This window comes from Streptomyces antimicrobicus (genome assembly GCF_020532625.1).
GTDB classification, from domain to species: Bacteria; Actinomycetota; Actinomycetes; order Streptomycetales; family Streptomycetaceae; genus Streptomyces; species Streptomyces antimicrobicus.
The window spans coordinates 1-16,391 of the sequence record NZ_JAJAUY010000131.1 but is presented as its reverse complement, the minus strand read 5'-3'; the positions used below and the strand labels follow the sequence as shown (position 1 = coordinate 16,391).

The window sequence follows — 16,391 nt, the reverse complement described above, 5'->3', positions numbered from 1 at the left end:
GTGCTCGCCGCCGGCGGGCTGTGGCTGCACGCCCTGCTGCGCGGCAACCTGCTGGAGACCACCACCGGCCGCACCGAGCTCGCCGCCCGCAAGGCGGCCGTCCTGGCCGACGGCCGGGCCCTGCCGGCCGACGGACGCCTGCCCGCGCCCGACGGCGGGGTCGACCTGGTCCTCGTACGCGACGCCCGCGGGCGGACGGTGGCCGCCAGCGGGGACGGCTCCGGGCTGCCCGGCCCCGACGCGCTGCGCCCCGAGGCCGGCGACGACTCCCGCTCCGCCGTGCTGCCGCCCGCACGGCCGGGCGGGGAACGGCGCGTGGTGGTGGTCGTCGACGCACCCGGCCCACCCGGGGCCCACGACCCGCACCTGGTGTACGCGATGACGGTGCTCGGCGACGTGGACGACGCGACCCGGGCCGTCGGAGCCGGCCTGCTGGCCGGGGCCCCGCCGCTGATCGCGTTCGCCGCCGTCCTCGGCCGGTGGGTGACCGGGCGGGCGCTGCGGCCCGTCACCGCGATCCGGACCGAGCTGGCCGCCGTCACCGCCGGGGCGCTCGACCGGCGGGTGCCCGACCCGGGCGGGGCCGACGAGATCGCCGGGCTCGCCCGGACGGTCAACGCCACGCTCGACCGGCTGGCCGCCGCCGACGCGCGGCAGCGGCAGTTCACCGCCGACGCCTCGCACGAGCTGCGCAATCCGCTGGCCGCGGTCCGGTCCCGGCTGGAGGTGGCCCTGGCCGATCCCGACCGCGAGTCGGTCGCCGCCGCCCTCGCCGACACCGAGCGGCTCCAGCGGATCGCGGCCGACCTGCTGCTCCTGGCCCGGCTGGACGGCCCGGCCGCGCCACCGCGCGCCGAACCGGTCGACCTGGCGCTGCTGGCCGCCGAGGACCTGGCCCGGCGCGGCCCCGCCCGCGTCCGGCTCCGGCTGGACGCCCCGGCGCCGGTCCCGGCCTCGGGCGACCCCGAGCGCCTGGCACGGGCGCTGGCCAACCTGGTCGACAACGCCGTGCGGCACGCCCGCGGCGAGGTCGTCGTACGGGCGTACCGCGACGACGGGACAGGGGCACCGGTCCTGGAGGTCACCGACGACGGCCCCGGCATCCCGGAGGCCGACCGCGAGCGGGTCTTCGAGCGCTTCGTCCGCCTGGACCCCGACCGCGCCCGCGCCGGCGGCGGCGCGGGCCTGGGCCTGTCCATCGCCCGGGAGATCGCCCGCACCCACCACGGCACCCTGACGGCGGCCCACCCCCCGACGCCCGGAGCCCGTCTGGTCCTCCGCCTCCCCCGATGACCGGCACGCGGCCCCCGGCCTCCTGAAGCCGCCTTCAGGATCCTCAGCCTTCCTTCAGGGCCGCCGCCCCAGCATCGACGGACATGAGCGGGCAGCGAAGGAAGACGACCGACCGGACCGCAGGGCGCGGCCGGCGCCGTGCCGGCCGCGCCCTGCTGGCCGGCACCTGCGTACTGGCGGTGCTGGCCGGCGCCACCGCCTGGTACCTCTACGACGACCTGGCCGGCACGATCGGCAGCTCCCGGGCCCTGCGCGGCGCGCAGAAGTCCGAGGGCGGCGACGTGAACATCCTCCTGATGGGCCTGGACAGCCGGCGCGACCGCAACGGCGAGCCCCTGCCGGACGACGTCCTGGACAAGCTGCACGCGGGCAGCTCCGACATCGGCGGCTACAACACCAACACCTTGATCCTGCTGCACGTCCCGGCCGACGGCAGCCGGGCCACGGCGTTCTCGGTGCCCCGCGACGACTTCGTCGAGCTCAAGGGCGTGCCGGGCGTCACCGGCAAGGACAAGATCAAGAAGGCGTACGGACTGGCGAAGGCGAAGCGGGAGGAGGAGCTCTCGGCCCAGGGGGTCCAGGACCGCCGGCAGCTGGAGCACGAAGGCCGGGAGGCGGGCCGCAGGGCGGAGATCGAGACGGTACGGGCGTTCCTGGGCGCGCCGATCGACCACTTCGCCGAGGTGAACCTGGCCGGTTTCCTCCACCTGGCCGACGCGCTGGGCGGCGTACCGGTGTGCCTGAAACGCCCGGTCGAGGACGCCTGGTCGGGCGCGGACCTCCCCGCCGGGCGGCAGGTCCTCGACGGGCGGCAGGCGCTGGCGTTCGTCCGGCAGCGGCACGGCCTGGCCCGGGGCGACCTGGACCGCACCCGGCGGCAGCAGGCGTTCCTGGCGGGGGCGACGTACCGGCTGAACCAGGGCGGGACCTTCACCGATCCGGGCCGGCTGGTGCGGCTGATCGACACCGCGAAGCAGGACCTGGTGACGGACGAGGGCTGGGACCTGCTGTCGTTCGTCGAGCAGGCGCGGAACCTGTCGGGGGGCCGGGTGGACTTCACGACCCTTCCCGTGGAGCGGTTCGCAAGGAACCATGGGGAGGACATCAACGTCGTAGACGATATGAAGATAAAGCGCCTCATTGCCGACCAGATCGGGCCGAAGGCTTCCCCGACCCCCGCAGCACCGGGCGCCGCATCCTCCTCACCGCCGCCCGCGCCGCCCTCCCCGAGGGGGACCGGCGGGACCGCCCTCGACGGCGGCGGCGTCCCGTGCGTGGACTGAGGCCGCTCACGGCGGCGGGCGCCCGCCGCCGTACCGAGGCGCTGCTGCTGCTGTTCGTCGTCGCGATCACCGTCCTCGGGCACGCGAGCGCGGGCCTGGCCATGAACGGGGTGCTCCCCGAGAACCTGGCCGGCTTCGCCGTCAGCATGACCCTGCTGTCCCTGGTGGCCCACCTCGGCGTACGCCGGTTCGCCGCGTACGCCGACCCGCTGGTGCTGCCCCTGGCGATGCTGCTGACGGGTCTGGGGCTGGTGCTGCTGCACCGGCTGGACCAGGGCTACCTGGAGCGGTACGGCTCCGACGCGGTCGCGCCCGGTCAGCTGCTGTGGTCGGTGGTGGGGGTCGGTGCGTGCCTGGGGGTGGTGGCGCTGCTGCGCGACCACCGGTACCTGCAGCGCTTCATCTACATCACGATGGCCGTCGCGCTGGTGCTGCTGATCGCCCCGGCGTTCTTCGGCGCGGACACCTACGGCGCGAAGCGGTGGATCATCATCGCCGGGATGTCGCTCCAGCCCGGCGAGTTCGTGAAGATCATGATCGCGGTGTTCTTCGCCGGCTACCTCGTCGTCCACCGCGACACGCTGGCGCTGGCCGGCCGCAGGTTCCTCGGCATGCGGATGCCGCCGATGCGGCAGCTGGGCCCGATCATCACGGTGTGGATCGTCTCCCTGCTCGTCCTCGTCTTCGAGCGCGACCTCGGCACCTCGCTGCTGTTCTTCGGCGTGTTCGTGGTCATGCTCTACGTCGCGACCGAGCGGACGAGCTGGATCGTGACGGGTCTGCTGATGGCGTCGCTGGGCGCGTTCGTGGTCGGCTCGACCGAGCCGCACGTGAAGAACCGCGTGCAGGCGTGGCTCAACCCGATGGGCATCTTCCTGCCGGAGGGCCAGCGGCCGCCCGGCCTCACCTCCGAGCAGTCCGCCCAGGCCCTGTTCAGCCTCGGCACCGGCGGCATCACCGGCACCGGACTGGGGCAGGGCTCGCCAGAGATGATCAAGTTCGCCGGGCGCAGCGACTTCATCCTGACCTCGGTCGGCGAGGAGCTCGGGCTGGCCGGGCTGATGGTGGTCCTGCTGCTGTACGGCCTGCTGGTCCAGCGGGGCCTGCGGATGGCCCTGGGCGCCCGCGACCCGTTCGGCAAGCTGCTGGCGGTCGGGCTCTCGGCGGGCCTGGCCCTGCAGGTCTTCATCGTCGCGGGCGGCGTGACGGGGCTGATCCCCCTGACCGGCAAGGCGATCCCGTTCCTGGCGAGCGGCGGCTCGTCCCTGCTGGCCAACTGGATCATGATCGCCCTGCTGCTGCGCATCAGCGACAGCGCCGAGCGCAGCCGCGAGGCCGACGCCCGGACCCCGGTGCACGAGCCGCCGGCCGCGCTCGTGGCGTGAGGGGCTACAAGTAGTCCTCCAGGCGCCCGATCCGGAAGCCCTGCTCCTGGATGTGCCGGAGCATGCGGGTCGTCATCTCGGTCTCCGTGGTGCCCTTGAGCTCCGACGGGCCGCGGAAGTGGGCCAGGATGATGTCGCCGGGTCTCAGGGCGCCGCCCTCGGCGTACTGGAAGTTGTTGATCTGCATCGACACCTTCCACAGGACGAGCGCGGAGACGCCGCACTCGGAGGCGGCGCGCAGGGTGTCGTCGTTGTAGTTGCCGTACGGCGGGCGGAAGAGCCGGGGGCGTTCACCGAAGCGCTGCTGGAGGCGGTCCTGCTGACCGCACAGCTCCTTCTTCTGCGCCGCGTACGGCAGGGTGCGCAGGTTCGGGTGGGTCAGCGTGTGGTTGTTGACGACGCTGCCCGCGCCCGTGTCGCGCAGCTTCTGGAAGTGGCCGTAGTCCGACGAGGCCACGCTGTCCGTCAGGAACATGCTGATCGGCAGCTTCAGGTCGGCCGCCATCCTCAGGAACTCGGGGTCCTTCTCGGCGCCGTCGTCGAAGGTCAGGAAGACGGTCTTCTCGCCGGCCGGCAGGGGTATTCGGTCGACCACCGGGACCTTCCCCGGCCCGGCGTGCGGCAGGTTCGGCCGGGCCGCCGGCCGGGGGGCGAACTCCAGCGGCCGGGTCAGGCCCCACTTCTTGTACGCCTCGTCCGCCGCGGACGGGGCCGAGGGGGAACCGGAGGGGCCGGGCTTCGGGCTCGCCGAGGGCCCGGCGCCCTGGACCTCCTGGCTCGTCTGGCGGCCCAGCCGCTCGATCGGGTCCACGCTCTCCCCGCACCCCGCCAGGGCGAGCGCGAGCGCGCCGGCCGTCAGCGTCCCGGCCAGCGACCGGCGCGCGTTCCTCACAGGTAGTCCTCCAGCCGTGCCACGGCGTATCCCTTGTCCGTCACGGTCTTCATGACCTGACGGACCATGTCGGGCATGGTGCCCTTCCAGTCCTCACGCCCGCGGAAGTGCGTGAGGATGATGTCCCCCGGGTGCAGGTCGCGGTCCCACTGCCGGTATTCCATCTTGTCGGGAAATGCTTCCGCGTTCCAGATCGGGACGTACTTGATCCCGCAGGACTTGGCGGCGCGCAGCGTGTCCTCGTTGTAGTTGCCGTACGGCGGCCGGAAGAGGGTCGGGAGCTTGCCGAACTCCTTGCGGAGGGTCTCCTGCTGACCGCAGATCTCGCGGCGCTGCTTCTCGTACGACAGGCCCGGCATGTACCGGTGGTTGAGCGTGTGGTTGTTCAGCGAGACGCCCGTGGCCTGCATGTCCTTGAAGTACTTGTAGTTGTCGCGCACGAGGTAGTCGCTGAGGAACGCCGTGTAGGGGATCTGCAGCTCCTGCATCATCTTCACGAACTGCGGGTCCTTCTCGGCCCCGTCGTCGACCGTGAGGAAGACGACCTTGTCCTCGGTCGGCACGGTGGTGAACACCGGCGGCAGGTTCTCCTGGTCCTCGACCTCGAAGCCCTCGCTGGCGGTGATCTCCGGCTTCTCCTTCGGCGCCGGCGGCGCGGCCAGCGGCACCTTGGCCAGGCCCCACTTCTTGGCGGCCGCGACGCGCGCCTGCTGGGCCGCCTTGAGCCGGGCGGCCTGGTCGACGGCGCCGCCGGCCTGGCCGCCGGCCTTGGGCTTCGGCGGCTGCTGGGCGGGCCCGGCCGGCTCGGAGGAGCCGCAGCCGGTGGCGAGGGCGGCGACCACGAGCGCGGCCAGGGCCGCCATGCCCAGGCGGGCGGACCGGCGGGCCGGCCGGGGGGCCGCATCCCGCGTATTTTGTTCCGTTTTTCCTACTAGCTGCATAGTTGCGGATGGTGTCAGCCGCCCCCGCCCGTTCCGCGCCGACACCGCGCACGGCGCCGCGCACTTCCACCGACTGGCCGACAATGAACCGGTGAACCACCACGACTTCGCCGCCCTGCTCACCCCCGAAGGCCGCGCCCTGCTCGACTCCCTGCGCGACTACGACCCCGCCCAGGAACTCGCCGTGGCCACCCGGCTGCGCCGCGAGCACCCCGCCGGGCTGGTCTCCGCGGCCCTCGGCCAGGCCCGGCTGCGACAGCGGGCGGTGGCGAAGTTCGGCGCCGAGGACGCGTACCGCATGTACTTCACGCCCGGCGGCGCCGAGATGGCCACCCGGGCCGCCGTGGCGACGTACCGCGCGGGGCGGCTCGCCGCGCTCGGCGTACGGACGCTGGCCGACCTGTGCTGCGGCATCGGCGGCGACGCCGTCGCGCTCGCCCGGGCCGGCATCCGGGTGCTGGCCGTGGACCGGGACCCGCTGACCGTCGCCGTCGCCCGGGCCAACGCCGAGGCGCTCGGCCTCGCCGACCTGATCGAGGTGCGCGAGGCGGACGTGACCGAGGTGGACACGGCCGGCTTCGACGCCGTCTTCCTCGACCCGGCCCGGCGCGGCGGGCGCACGGGCGGGCGCACCTTCGACCCCGAGGCGTACTCCCCGCCGCTGTCCTGGGCGGTCGGCGCCGCCCGCACGGCGCGGTACGCGGCGATCAAGATCGCCCCCGGGATCCCGCACGAGGCGGTCCCGGCCGAGGCGGAGGCCGAGTGGATCTCCGACGGCGGGGACGTGAAGGAGGCGGTGCTGTGGTTCGGCACCACGCCCGGCGCCGTCCGCGCGACCCTGCTGCCCGGCCCGCGCACCCTGCACACCACCGAGCCGCTGCCCGACCCGCAGGCGGGTCCCGTCGGCCGCTACCTCTACGAGCCCGACGGCGCGGTCATCCGGGCCCACCTCGTCGCCGAGGTGGCGGCCGAGCTGGGCGGCCGGCTGATCGACCCGACCATCGCCTACGTCACCGCCGACGAGCTGCGGGCCACGCCGTACGCCACCGCGTACGAGATCACCGACGTGCTGCCCTTCAACCTCAAGAGGCTCAAGGCGCTGCTGCGCGAGCGCGAGGTGGGGGTGCTGACCGTCAAGAAGCGGGGCTCGGCGATCGAGCCGGAGGAACTGCGCCGCAAGGTCAAGCCGCAGGGCCCGAACGCGGCGACCGTCTTCCTCACCCGGGTGGCAGGTGCTCCGTCGATGCTGATCGGCGCCCCGGCGCCCGGGGCGTGAGGACGCGCAGCGCCCAGCGGTAGTGGGCGGCCGCCTTGGCGGCGCCCAGCAGCCCGGTGAGCCACAGGATCGTCCCCAGGCCCATCAGGTAGGTGACCTCGCCGTACGTCGTCACGCCCGGCCGGGCGCGCAGCGCGGTCCCGAGCGCCAGCCAGAGCCCGGCCGCGCCCGGCACGCACGACACCAGCAGCCAGGCCAGGCTCCGTCCCGGCGCGCGCAGCGGGCCGTCGGCGACGGGGTCGGGTGCGGCGGCGGCCCACGCGGACAGCAGCCGGCGCACCTGGCGGTCGCGCCGCGCGCCCCAGGCGAACCAGAACCCGGCGGGCACCAGGACCCCGGCGCCCAGGACGGCGTAGACCACCCCGACCAGGTCCTCCAGGCGGCGGTCCTGCTCGAACGACATCAGGGCCAGGCCCACGCAGGACCAGCCCAGCGCCACCACGGCCGCGACCGCCCAGAGCAGCACGAGCCGCCCCGGCCCCAGCTCCTGCCGCCCGAGCTCCCTGAGGAACCGTGCCCGGTCGGCCCGTACGGCGGTCTCGTCCAGCCGGCCGCGCAGGTGCGCGGGCGGCGGCGGGGGCGGCAGGTCACGACGAGGCATGCTCATGACCATAACGGGGCCCGCCGCCCCGGGCGGCCGCCCCGTCAGGTCAGGGTCTCGACCGACTCGAAGCGCCAGCGGTGCACCGGACGGGTGATCAGGTCCCGGTCGGGCTCGGGGAGTTCGGGCAGCTCCGCGGCCGGCCCGTCGACCTCCCACCAGGTGAGCACGAGGACCCGGTCCTGCGGGGCGCGGAAGGTCTCCCGGCGCAGCGGCTCCCTGGCCAGCACCTGGGCGCGGGCCCACTCCAGCAGCTCCGCGCCCCGGCCGGCGACCGCCCGGGCCTCCCACATCAGGGTGACCGTCGTGCTCATGAGTAGAGGTTGTCCTTGCTGAGCTCGTGCACGTGGTCGTGGTCGTGCGCAGCGCCGTGGCCGTGGGAGTGGCCGTGCGCGGACCCGTCCGCGTCGGCGTGCTCGTGCCGCTCGCCCGGCACGTGCGGGTCCGTCACCGGCAGCGAGGAGTCGGCGGACAGGTCCCAGGCGGACGCGGCCCGGTTGCGCTTGACCATCTCGGCGCCCAGCGCCGCAACCATCGCGCCGTTGTCGGTGCACAGCTTCGGCCGCGGCACCCGCAGCACGATGCCGGCGTCGTCGCAGCGCTCCTGCGCCAGCGCCCGCAGCCGGGAGTTGGCGGCCACACCCCCGCCGATCATCAGGTGGTCGACGCCCTCGTCCTTGCAGGCGCGGATCGCCTTGCGGGTGAGCACGTCCACCACGGCCTCCTGGAAGGACGCCGCGACGTCGCGCACCGGCACGTCCTCGCCCGCGTTGCGCTTGGCCTCGATCCAGCGCGCCACGGCCGTCTTGAGCCCGGAGAAGGAGAAGTCGTACGCGGGGTCGCGCGGCCCGGTCAGCCCGCGCGGGAACGCGATCGCGTGCGGGTCGCCCTCCTTGGCCAGCCGGTCGATGACCGGGCCGCCGGGGAAGCCCAGGTTCAGCACCCGGGCGATCTTGTCGAAGGCCTCGCCCGCCGCGTCGTCGATGGTCGCGCCCAGCGGCCGGACGTCGGAGGTGATGTCCGGGGCCAGCAGCAGCGAGGAGTGGCCGCCGGAGACCAGCAGCGCCATGGTGGGCTCGGGCAGCGGCCCGTGCTCCAGCTGGTCCACGCAGATGTGCGAGGCCAGGTGGTTGACGCCGTACAGGGGCTTGCCGAGCGCGTACGCGTACGCCTTGGCCGCCGAGACGCCGACCAGCAGCGCACCGGCCAGGCCCGGGCCGGCGGTGACCGCGATGCCGTCGAGGTCCTTGGCGCTGACCCCGGCCTCCTTCAGGGCGCGCTCGATGGTCGGGACCATCGCCTCCAGATGGGCCCGGGAGGCGACCTCGGGGACGACGCCGCCGAAGCGGGCGTGCTCGTCGACGCTCGACGCGACCGCGTCCGCGAGCAGCGTGGTGCCGCGGACGATGCCGACGCCGGTCTCGTCGCAGGAGGTCTCGATGCCGAGGACGAGGGGTTCGTCAGCCATGGTTCTCACTTCGTACGGGAGAAGAGCCGGCGCAGGAGCCGGCCGGATCGGAAAGGCGCATCACGAGCGCGTCGACGTTGCCGGGCTGGTAGTAGCCGCGCCGGAAGCCGATCGGCTCGAAGCCGAAGCGCTCGTAGAGCTTCTGGGCGCGGGTGTTGTCCACCCGCACCTCCAGCAGCACCTCGGCGCACTCGAAGGCGGTGGCGGCACGCAGCAGGTCCTTCAGGAGCCGGGCACCGAGCCCGGTCCCCCACTGGTCGCGGGCGGCCGCGATGGTCTGGACGTCGGCCAGGTCGCCGGCGGCGGCCAGGCCCGCGTAGCCGACGAGGCGGCCCGTCCCGGGGTCCTCGGCCACCACGTAGTGGCGGGTCGCCCCGGGGCCCCGGGCATGGGCCAGCTCGGACCAGAACATGCCCGCGGACCAGGCGTCCTCGGGGAACAGCTCGTGCTCCAGTTCCAGCACGGGCTCGATGTCCCACCAGCGCATCGGGCGCAGCACGGCGCCGTCGGCCGGGCGGGCGTCGCGGTCCGGGCGGGCGTCGCCGGCCGGGCGGGCGTCGCGGTCCGGGCCGGTGGAGGGGTGGGCGGACCCGGTCACTGCGGGGTGACCACCTTGTAGTTCTTCGGCACCTGCGCGTCGGGCCGGCGCAGGTAGAGCGGGGTCGGCGGCAGGAACGTCCCGCCGGCGGCCAGCCGCTCCGCGGCGAGCGAGGCCAGGGCCGCCGCCGACTGGTGCTCGGGCCCCCGGGCGCCGGGGAAGACCTCCGGGTAGAGCAGCGCACCGGCGCCGACCGCCGGCAGGCCCGCGACCTGCTCGGCGATGTCCGCCGGACGGTCCACGGCCGGCTCCCCGACGCGGGTGCGGCCGTCCTCGTAGCGGGCCCAGTAGACCTCCTTGCGGCGCGCGTCGGTCGCGACCACGAAGGGGCCCTCGACCCCGGCCTGCTGGGCGGCGTGGGCGAGCCCGTCGAGGGTGCACAGACCGTGCACGGGGGCGCCGATCGCGGCGCCGAAGGCGGCGGCGGTGACGAGCCCGACGCGCAGTCCGGTGTACGGGCCGGGGCCGACGCCCACGACGATGTCGGTGACGGCGTCGAGCTTGACCCCCGCCTCGGCGAGCACCTTGTCCACGGCGGGCAGCAGCAGCTCCCCGTGGCGGCGGGCGTCGACCTGGTCGGCGTGGGCGACGACGGACGCACCGTCGTGCAGGGCGACGGTGACGGCGGGCGTGGCGGTATCTACGGCGAGCAAGAGCACGCGAACAGCCTACGACTGTCCGCACCGCGCCCGGTGCGGCCGGTTCGGGCCCGCCCCTGCTGCTACCTTCGATCACGTATCCAGGGGAAGACCGGGGAAGGTGGAGCAAGGTGGCACGCAGCAGCTCGGGAATCGTGGCCGGGCTCACGGCGGTGGCCCTCGCCGCGGTCGGCTTCCTCGCCTACCAGGCGTCCGCGACCGCCCCCGCCAAGCCCGCGGCAGGGGCTCCGCAACAGCAGCAGCCGGCCGCCGGGGCTCCCGCCCAGCCCACCGCCCCGCAGGCCCCGGGCAAGCCGGGGCCGGTGCCGGAGAACTCGGGCACCGGCACGCGGGTGGTCTACTCCGTCGGCCAGAAGCGGGTGTGGCTGGTCGGCGCCGCCGGCACCGAGCCGCGCAGCTTCGCGGTCATGCCGAGCACCGTGCACCCCAAGCCGGGGTCGTACGCGGTGAGCTCGCGCTCGGGGGCCGTCACCGGCTCCGACGGGGTCGCGGTCGAGCACGTCGTGCGGTTCACCCTGAGCGAGGGCGTGGTGATCGGCTTCAGCGCCCGCGCGGACGGGCAGATGCCGGCGCCGGACCCGGCCAAGAAGACCGGCGGCATCCGGATGAGCCGGGCCGACGGCGACGCCCTGTGGAACTTCGCGACGATCAACACCAAGGTGGTCGTCGTCCCCTAGCACCGGCGCACGCCGCCGCGATCGGCAGATTCACCCGGACGGGGCGGCCGGATCCCGGACGGGGCCGCAGCGCCGAGCCGGGGCGGGAGCCGGGTGCCGGCGGCTCCGGCCGGGGTCAGGCCGCTTCGGCTTCCTGGGGGGCGGGCGGATCGTCGCGGGGCGGGGTGCGCGGTGGGGTGGAGACGGCGGTGGCGGCGGCGCACGACGCCAGGAGCGCCTGCATCGACAGCGGTCCCGGCGGCACGGCGGACGGGCGAGGGACGTCTTCGCGCTCTGCTGCCGACATGGCTGCCTCCTGGACCGGGACGCGGCACTTAGGTAGACCTAACCAACTCTCGGTACCATGTCATCACGCGTCCCGGCACGGGCGCAATATCTTGCCGACACCTTGTCGGCACCTCAGCCCGCGAGCCCCGCCAGGTCGGCGCTCTCCCAGCGGGCACCGACGCCGCGCAGGGTCACCTGGCGCACGTCGTCCAGGACCTCCTCGTGGCCGACCGCACGCGCGATCACCACGTGCAGGCGGTCCTCCGACAGCTCCTCCACCTTGCCGTCGCCCCACTCCACGACGACCACGGAGTCCGGCAGCGAGACGTCGAGGTCCAGGTCCTCCATCTCCTCCAGGCCGCCGCCGAGCCGGTACGCGTCCACGTGCACCAGCGGCGGGCCGTCCACCAGCGAGGGGTGCACCCGGGCGATGACGAACGTCGGCGAGGTCACGGCCCCGCGCACGCCCAGGCCCTCACCCAGGCCCCGGGTCAGCGTGGTCTTGCCCGCGCCCAGCTCGCCGGTGAGCAGGACGAGGTCGCCGGGGCGCAGCAGGGCCGCGATCCGGCGGCCCAGGTCCTGCATCCGCTGCGGGGAGTCGACGGTGACGACGGCCTCGCTGCCGGCCGCGGTGCCGGCCTGGGCGTCAGCCGTTCGGGGGTGCGCTGCGTGCGGTGCTTCCATACGCGCCAACGTTAGTCGCTGCGGGCACCGCCCCCGTGCGCGCGAGCAGGTCCATCAGCAGGCCGGTGACGGTCTCCGGGCGCTCCAGCGTCATCAGGTGACCGGTGCTCTCCAGGATCGTCAGCTCCGCGCCGGGCAGCGCGGCCTTGATCGCCTCGCTGTGCTCGGGCGGGGTGATCATGTCCCGGTCGCCGGCGACGACGGTGACCGGCACGTCCGCGAAGTGGGCGAGCGCGGCCGTCTTGTCATGCGTCTGGAAGGCGGGGTAGAACTCCGCGACCACGTCGATCGGGGTCGCCTCGATGAGGCGTTCGGCGAACCGGGTCACGGCCGGGTCGACGTCGCGCGAGCCGAACGAGTAGCGCTTGATCATGCCGGCGAACAGGTCGGCGGTGGCCCGCCGGCCGCGTTCCACCAGCTCCGCCTGCGAGCCGAGGGCCTTGAGCACGCCCGGCAGCACCCGGCGCACGGCGTTCATCCCGGCGGCCGGGAGCCCGAAGGTGACCTCGTCGAGGCGGCCGCTGGAGGTGCCGATGAAGGCCACGCCCACGACCCGGTCGCGGACCAGCTCCGGGAACTGCTCGGCCAGCGCCATGATCGTCATGCCGCCCATGGAGTGCCCGACCAGGACCAGCGGGCCCTCGGGGGCGGTGGTGTCGATGACGGCCTTCAGGTCGCGGCCCAGCTGGTCGATGGTGATCGGCTCGCCGTCGGCCTGGGCCAGGCCCCGGGCCGACCGGCCGTGGCTGCGCTGGTCCCAGTACACGGCGCGGACCAGGCCGCGCAGGGCGGCGCGCTGGAAGTGCCAGGCGTCCTGGTTCAGGCAGTAGCCGTGGCACAGGATCACCGTGGGGGCGGAGGGGCGGCGGCGCAGCCGGCGCCGCTTGGCCGGCTCCTCCGGGAGCTCGTCCACCTCGTGGTGCAGCAGGGTGCCGTCCTCGGCGCGCGTCGTGCCCTCGGTCCCCCGCAGGGACCCGTAGGGCGCGGCGGCGTCCAGCGCCAGGCGCGCCTGGCGGCGCATGCCGCGGCCCACGGTGAGCCGCTCGACGGCCACGCCCGCCGCGGCGCCGGCGGCCAGCACGCCGATGGCGGCGCCGGCCCAGCCGGCGCGCCGCCAGGTGTCGGCCGCCGAGTTCTCAGCCATGGAGGTGGACCCGGGGCACCCGGGCGCCGATGCGGGTGACGATCTCGTACGCGATCGTGCCGGAGGCCTGCGCCCAGTCCTCGGCGGTGGGCTCGCCGTGCTCGCCGGGCCCGAACAGCACGGCCTCGTCCCCGCTGCGGACGCCGGGCTCGCCGGGCCCGAGGTCGACCACGAACTGGTCCATGGCCACCCGCCCGGCCACCGTGCGCACCGCGCCACCGACCAGGACCGGGCCGCGGCCCGAGGCGTGGCGGGGGATGCCGTCGGCGTAGCCGGCGGGGACGAGGGCGAGGTGGGTGCCTCCGGCCGGGGTGACGTAGTGGTGGCCGTAGCTGACGCCGTGCCCGCCGGGCACCTCCTTGACCAGCGCGACCGAGGCCTTGAGCGTCATGGCGGGCCGCAGGCCCAGCTCCTGGGCGGTGCCGAGCTCGGGCGCGGGCGAGACGCCGTAGATCGCGAGCCCGGTCCGCACGAGGTCGAAGTGGCTCTCGGGAAGGGTCAGGACCGCGGGCGAGTTGGCGATGTGCCGCACCTCGGGCTCGATCCCCTCCTTCTCCGCGTAGGCGAGCATGTCGCGGAACGCGGTCAGCTGGAGCTGGATGGAGGGGTGGCCGGGTTCGTCGGCGCAGGCGAAGTGCGACCAGAGGCCGGTGACCTTGACGGTGCCCTCGGCCTCGGCGGCGACGGCCGCGCCGACGAGTTCGGCCCAGTCGGCGGGCTGGCAGCCGTTGCGGCCCAGGCCGGTGTCGGCCTTGAGCTGGATGCGGGCCGTGCGTCCGGCGGCCCGGGCGGCGGCGCGCACCTCGTCCAGGGCCCACATTCCGCTGACGGCGACATCGAGGTCGGCCTCGACCGCCTCCCGCCAGGGCCCTCCGGGCGTCCACAGCCAGCACAGGGTCCGCGCGGTGATCCCGGCCGCGCGCAGCGCGAGCGCCTCCTGCGGGGTGGCGGTCCCCAGCCAGCTCGCCCCCGCCTCCAGAGCCGCCCGGGCGCAGGCCACCGCGCCGTGCCCGTAGCCGTCGGCCTTGACCACGGCCATCAGCTCGGACCGGGGGGCCCGGTCGCGCAGCGCGCGCACGTTCCCCCGTACGGCGTCAAGATCGATCTCGGCGTGCACGCGCGGCGGTGTCTCGTTCATCGCGCCCAGTCTCTCAGAACCCGGGCCGAGCCTTCGGGGGGTGGCCGCCGGACGCCACACGTTTCGCATGTCGCGGCGGTCGGCCCCCGGGGCGGGGCGGGGCGCCGGCCGGGCGTTGGCTGCCGGGCCGTTCCTGCGGCCGGTGCGGCCGCTCCCGGGCGTGGCGCGGGGGGCCGGGGGCCGGGGGCTCCGGGTGGGGGTGTCCGGGACTGCACGATTTATGGCGGTCCCGGCTGGTTCCGCAGCGCATGCGGCGAGTACGCCACACATCACCCTTTACGTCCCGGACACCCCCACCCTGCGCGCCCGACCCCCGGCCCCGGAGGCTTCGGAGGTGGTGCGCCAGGCCGCGGGGAGGGCTTCGGCGACCTGTTGGGCCGTCACGGGGGCGTCGGCGGCCGCGTGGTGGGCGGCCCGGCCGTGGAGGTAGGCGGCGGCCGAGGCCGCGTCGAGGGGGTCCAGGCCCGCGGCCAGGAGGGAGCCGGCCAGGCCCGACAGCACGTCGCCGCTGCCGGCCGTGGCCAGCCACGGCGTACCGGTGGGGTTCACCCGGACCTGCCCCGCCGGGTCGCACACCACCGTGGTGGAGCCCTTGAGCAGCACGGTCGCGCCGTACCGCTCGGCCAGTTCCCGCGCCCGGCGCAGCCGTTGCGCCTCGACCGAGGCGCGGTCGACGCCGAGCAGCGCCGCGGCCTCCCCCGCGTGCGGGGTCAGCAGGGTGGGCGCCGTACGCCGCCGCAGGGCCTCCGGGGACAGCCCGCGCAGCCCGTCCGCGTCCACCAGCAGCGGGACGTCCGAGGCCAGCAGCCGTTCGACCTCGGCCAGCCGGCCGTCCCCCAGCCCCGGCCCGGCCACCCACGCCTGGACCCGGCCGGTACCGATCAGCGTCTCCGGGAAGCGGGCCAGCACCGCCTGGTCGGCCGGGCCGACGTACCGGACGGCCCCGGCACCGCCGCGCAGCGCCCCGGCCACCGCCAGGACCGCCGCGCCCGGGTACTGCCCGGACCCGGCGAGGACACCGACCACCCCGCGGCGGTACTTGTCGCTCTCCGCGCCGGGTACGGGCAACAGCCCGGCCACGTCGGCGTCCTGGAGCGCCGACACCTCCGGCCGGGCGGGCAGGGCCAGGCCGATGTCCACCAGCCGTACCGTCCCGGCGTACGTCGCACCCGGCGAGATCAGCAGCCCCGGCTTGTACGCGCCGAAGGTGACGGTCACGTCGGCGCCGACCACGGCGCCGGCCACCTCACCGGTGTCCGCGTCCACCCCGCTGGGCAGGTCCACGGCGACGACCAGCGCGCCCGCGGCCCGGGCGGTGTCCGCCTGCGCGGCGAGCGCCGCCGCGGCCGGGCGCAGGCCGCCGCGCCCGCCGATGCCGAGGAGGCCGTCGAGGACGAGGTCGAGCCGCTCCGGCAGCCGCTCGACGACGCGGCCGCCGGCCGCGAGCAACGCGGCGAGCCCGCCGCCGTGGGCCCGTCCCGCATCCATGAGCACGGCGTACACCCCGGCCCCGCGCCGGGCCAGCCGCGCCCCGGCGTACAGGGCGTCCCCGCCGTTGTCGCCGCCTCCGACCAGCACCCCGACCCGGGCCCCGGCCACCTTCCGCCGCGCGGGCCGCCGTCCCGGACCACCCCCGCGCAACAGCTGGGCACAGACGGCCGCCAGCCCGGCCGCGGCACGCTGCATGAGCGCCCCGTCGGGCAACCGGGCCATCAACTCCCGCTCCGCCGCCCGCACCGTCTCCACGCCATAAGCACTCCGCATGCCCCCACCCTTCCCCGATCTTCCCCTCCCCCACCACCCCGCCCCGAGCAGGGAGACGTCCCGCAGGGACAGGAGGCGGCCGGACTGACGGACGGAGGTGGCCGGACTGACGGACGGAGGTGGCCGCAGGGGGACGGAGCAGCCGGGCTGGGGGACGGGGGCGCAGGGTGGGGGTGTCCGGGACGTAAAGCGTGATTTGTGGCGTGACTCCCGCCCGAGATCCGAAATCATCCGGGACCGCCATAAATCATGCAGTCCCGGACACCCCCACCCGGAGCCCCCCGCCCCCCCCCCCCCCCCCCCCCCCCCCCCCCCCCCCCC

Annotated in this window: 17 protein-coding genes; 5 read left to right on the top strand and 12 right to left on the bottom strand. The window is 75.2% G+C overall.

The genetic code is table 11. The features are described from left to right. The 3 genes from LG632_RS24560 to LG632_RS24550 form a co-directional block, all read left to right on the top strand. A partial coding sequence (locus tag LG632_RS24560) for a sensor histidine kinase (protein ID WP_308109100.1) occupies window positions 1–1,293 on the top strand: 1,293 nt, incomplete at its 5' end. An 83-nt stretch (window positions 1,294–1,376) separates the two neighbouring features. Next, a complete protein-coding gene (locus LG632_RS24555; RefSeq protein ID WP_226729698.1) occupies window positions 1,377–2,576 on the top strand; it encodes an LCP family protein in 1,200 nt (399 codons plus the stop codon). Further along, window positions 2,564–3,961 (top strand): FtsW/RodA/SpoVE family cell cycle protein, encoded by a 1,398-nt coding sequence (locus tag LG632_RS24550; protein WP_226729696.1) that lies wholly within the window; start codon window positions 2,564–2,566, stop codon window positions 3,959–3,961. Before LG632_RS24555 ends, LG632_RS24550 begins: the two co-directional genes overlap by 13 nt. Before the next feature lie 4 nt (window positions 3,962–3,965). Here the strand turns inward: LG632_RS24550 and LG632_RS24545 are convergent, their stop codons facing one another. Beyond that, window positions 3,966–4,853: a polysaccharide deacetylase family protein gene (locus tag LG632_RS24545; protein ID WP_226729695.1), complete on the bottom strand. Its 888-nt coding sequence runs from the start codon at window positions 4,851–4,853 to the stop codon at window positions 3,966–3,968. Then, window positions 4,850–5,716 (bottom strand): polysaccharide deacetylase family protein, encoded by an 867-nt coding sequence (locus LG632_RS24540; RefSeq protein WP_226729693.1) that lies wholly within the window; start codon window positions 5,714–5,716, stop codon window positions 4,850–4,852. The genes LG632_RS24545 and LG632_RS24540 overlap by 4 nt, the downstream gene beginning before the upstream one ends. 169 nt (window positions 5,717–5,885) lie before the next feature. Between LG632_RS24540 and LG632_RS24535 the strand changes: the two genes are divergently transcribed. Beyond that, window positions 5,886–7,070: a class I SAM-dependent methyltransferase gene (locus LG632_RS24535; RefSeq protein WP_226729691.1), complete on the top strand. Its 1,185-nt coding sequence runs from the start codon at window positions 5,886–5,888 to the stop codon at window positions 7,068–7,070. On the opposite strand, the gene LG632_RS24530 is transcribed toward LG632_RS24535, so the two are convergent. From LG632_RS24530 to tsaB, 5 genes are all read right to left on the bottom strand, one after another. Further along, complete coding sequence (locus tag LG632_RS24530) at window positions 7,012–7,671, bottom strand: hypothetical protein (protein WP_226729690.1); 660 nt, start codon at window positions 7,669–7,671, stop codon at window positions 7,012–7,014. The two genes, LG632_RS24535 and LG632_RS24530, sit on opposite strands and share 59 nt — an antisense overlap. A 44-nt stretch (window positions 7,672–7,715) precedes the next feature. Beyond that, window positions 7,716–7,985 (bottom strand): hypothetical protein, encoded by a 270-nt coding sequence (locus LG632_RS24525; RefSeq protein WP_226729687.1) that lies wholly within the window; start codon window positions 7,983–7,985, stop codon window positions 7,716–7,718. After that, a complete protein-coding gene (tsaD, locus tag LG632_RS24520) occupies window positions 7,982–9,139 on the bottom strand; it encodes a tRNA (adenosine(37)-N6)-threonylcarbamoyltransferase complex transferase subunit TsaD (protein ID WP_226729685.1) in 1,158 nt (385 codons plus the stop codon). Before tsaD ends, LG632_RS24525 begins: the two co-directional genes overlap by 4 nt. Beyond that, the gene (gene rimI, locus LG632_RS24515) at window positions 9,132–9,626 is read right to left on the bottom strand and encodes a ribosomal protein S18-alanine N-acetyltransferase (RefSeq protein ID WP_226729704.1); all 495 of its coding nucleotides are present in this window, start codon (window positions 9,624–9,626) and stop codon (window positions 9,132–9,134) included. The genes tsaD and rimI overlap by 8 nt, the downstream gene beginning before the upstream one ends. Window positions 9,627–9,733: 107 nt before the next feature. Next, complete coding sequence (gene tsaB, locus LG632_RS24510; protein WP_226729684.1) at window positions 9,734–10,396, bottom strand: tRNA (adenosine(37)-N6)-threonylcarbamoyltransferase complex dimerization subunit type 1 TsaB; 663 nt, start codon at window positions 10,394–10,396, stop codon at window positions 9,734–9,736. Window positions 10,397–10,506: 110 nt separating this feature from the next. Here tsaB and LG632_RS24505 point away from each other — a divergent pair, with 110 nt between their 5' ends. Next, window positions 10,507–11,073: a hypothetical protein gene (locus LG632_RS24505; protein WP_226729682.1), complete on the top strand. Its 567-nt coding sequence runs from the start codon at window positions 10,507–10,509 to the stop codon at window positions 11,071–11,073. 115 nt (window positions 11,074–11,188) lie between these two features. Here the strand turns inward: LG632_RS24505 and LG632_RS24500 are convergent, their stop codons facing one another. The 5 genes from LG632_RS24500 to LG632_RS24480 all read right to left on the bottom strand — a co-directional run bounded on the left by LG632_RS24500 (window position 11,189) and on the right by LG632_RS24480 (window position 16,070). Next, window positions 11,189–11,359 carry a hypothetical protein gene (locus tag LG632_RS24500; RefSeq protein ID WP_226729680.1) on the bottom strand — a complete coding sequence of 57 codons (171 nt, stop codon included), beginning with the start codon at window positions 11,357–11,359 and terminating at the stop codon, window positions 11,189–11,191. 113 nt (window positions 11,360–11,472) lie between these two features. After that, on the bottom strand, window positions 11,473–12,024 hold the full coding sequence (gene tsaE, locus LG632_RS24495) for a tRNA (adenosine(37)-N6)-threonylcarbamoyltransferase complex ATPase subunit type 1 TsaE (protein ID WP_374203569.1): 552 nt from the start codon (window positions 12,022–12,024) through the stop codon (window positions 11,473–11,475). Further along, window positions 11,987–13,168, bottom strand: coding sequence for an alpha/beta fold hydrolase (locus LG632_RS24490; RefSeq protein WP_226729678.1), 1,182 nt, complete (start codon window positions 13,166–13,168; stop codon window positions 11,987–11,989). Before LG632_RS24490 ends, tsaE begins: the two co-directional genes overlap by 38 nt. Further along, window positions 13,161–14,306, bottom strand: a complete 1,146-nt coding sequence (alr, locus tag LG632_RS24485; RefSeq protein ID WP_226729676.1) for an alanine racemase — start codon at window positions 14,304–14,306, stop codon at window positions 13,161–13,163. Before alr ends, LG632_RS24490 begins: the two co-directional genes overlap by 8 nt. 276 nt (window positions 14,307–14,582) lie before the next feature. Further along, complete coding sequence (locus LG632_RS24480; RefSeq protein ID WP_226729675.1) at window positions 14,583–16,070, bottom strand: NAD(P)H-hydrate dehydratase; 1,488 nt, start codon at window positions 16,068–16,070, stop codon at window positions 14,583–14,585. Window positions 16,071–16,391: the final 321 nt, after the last annotated feature.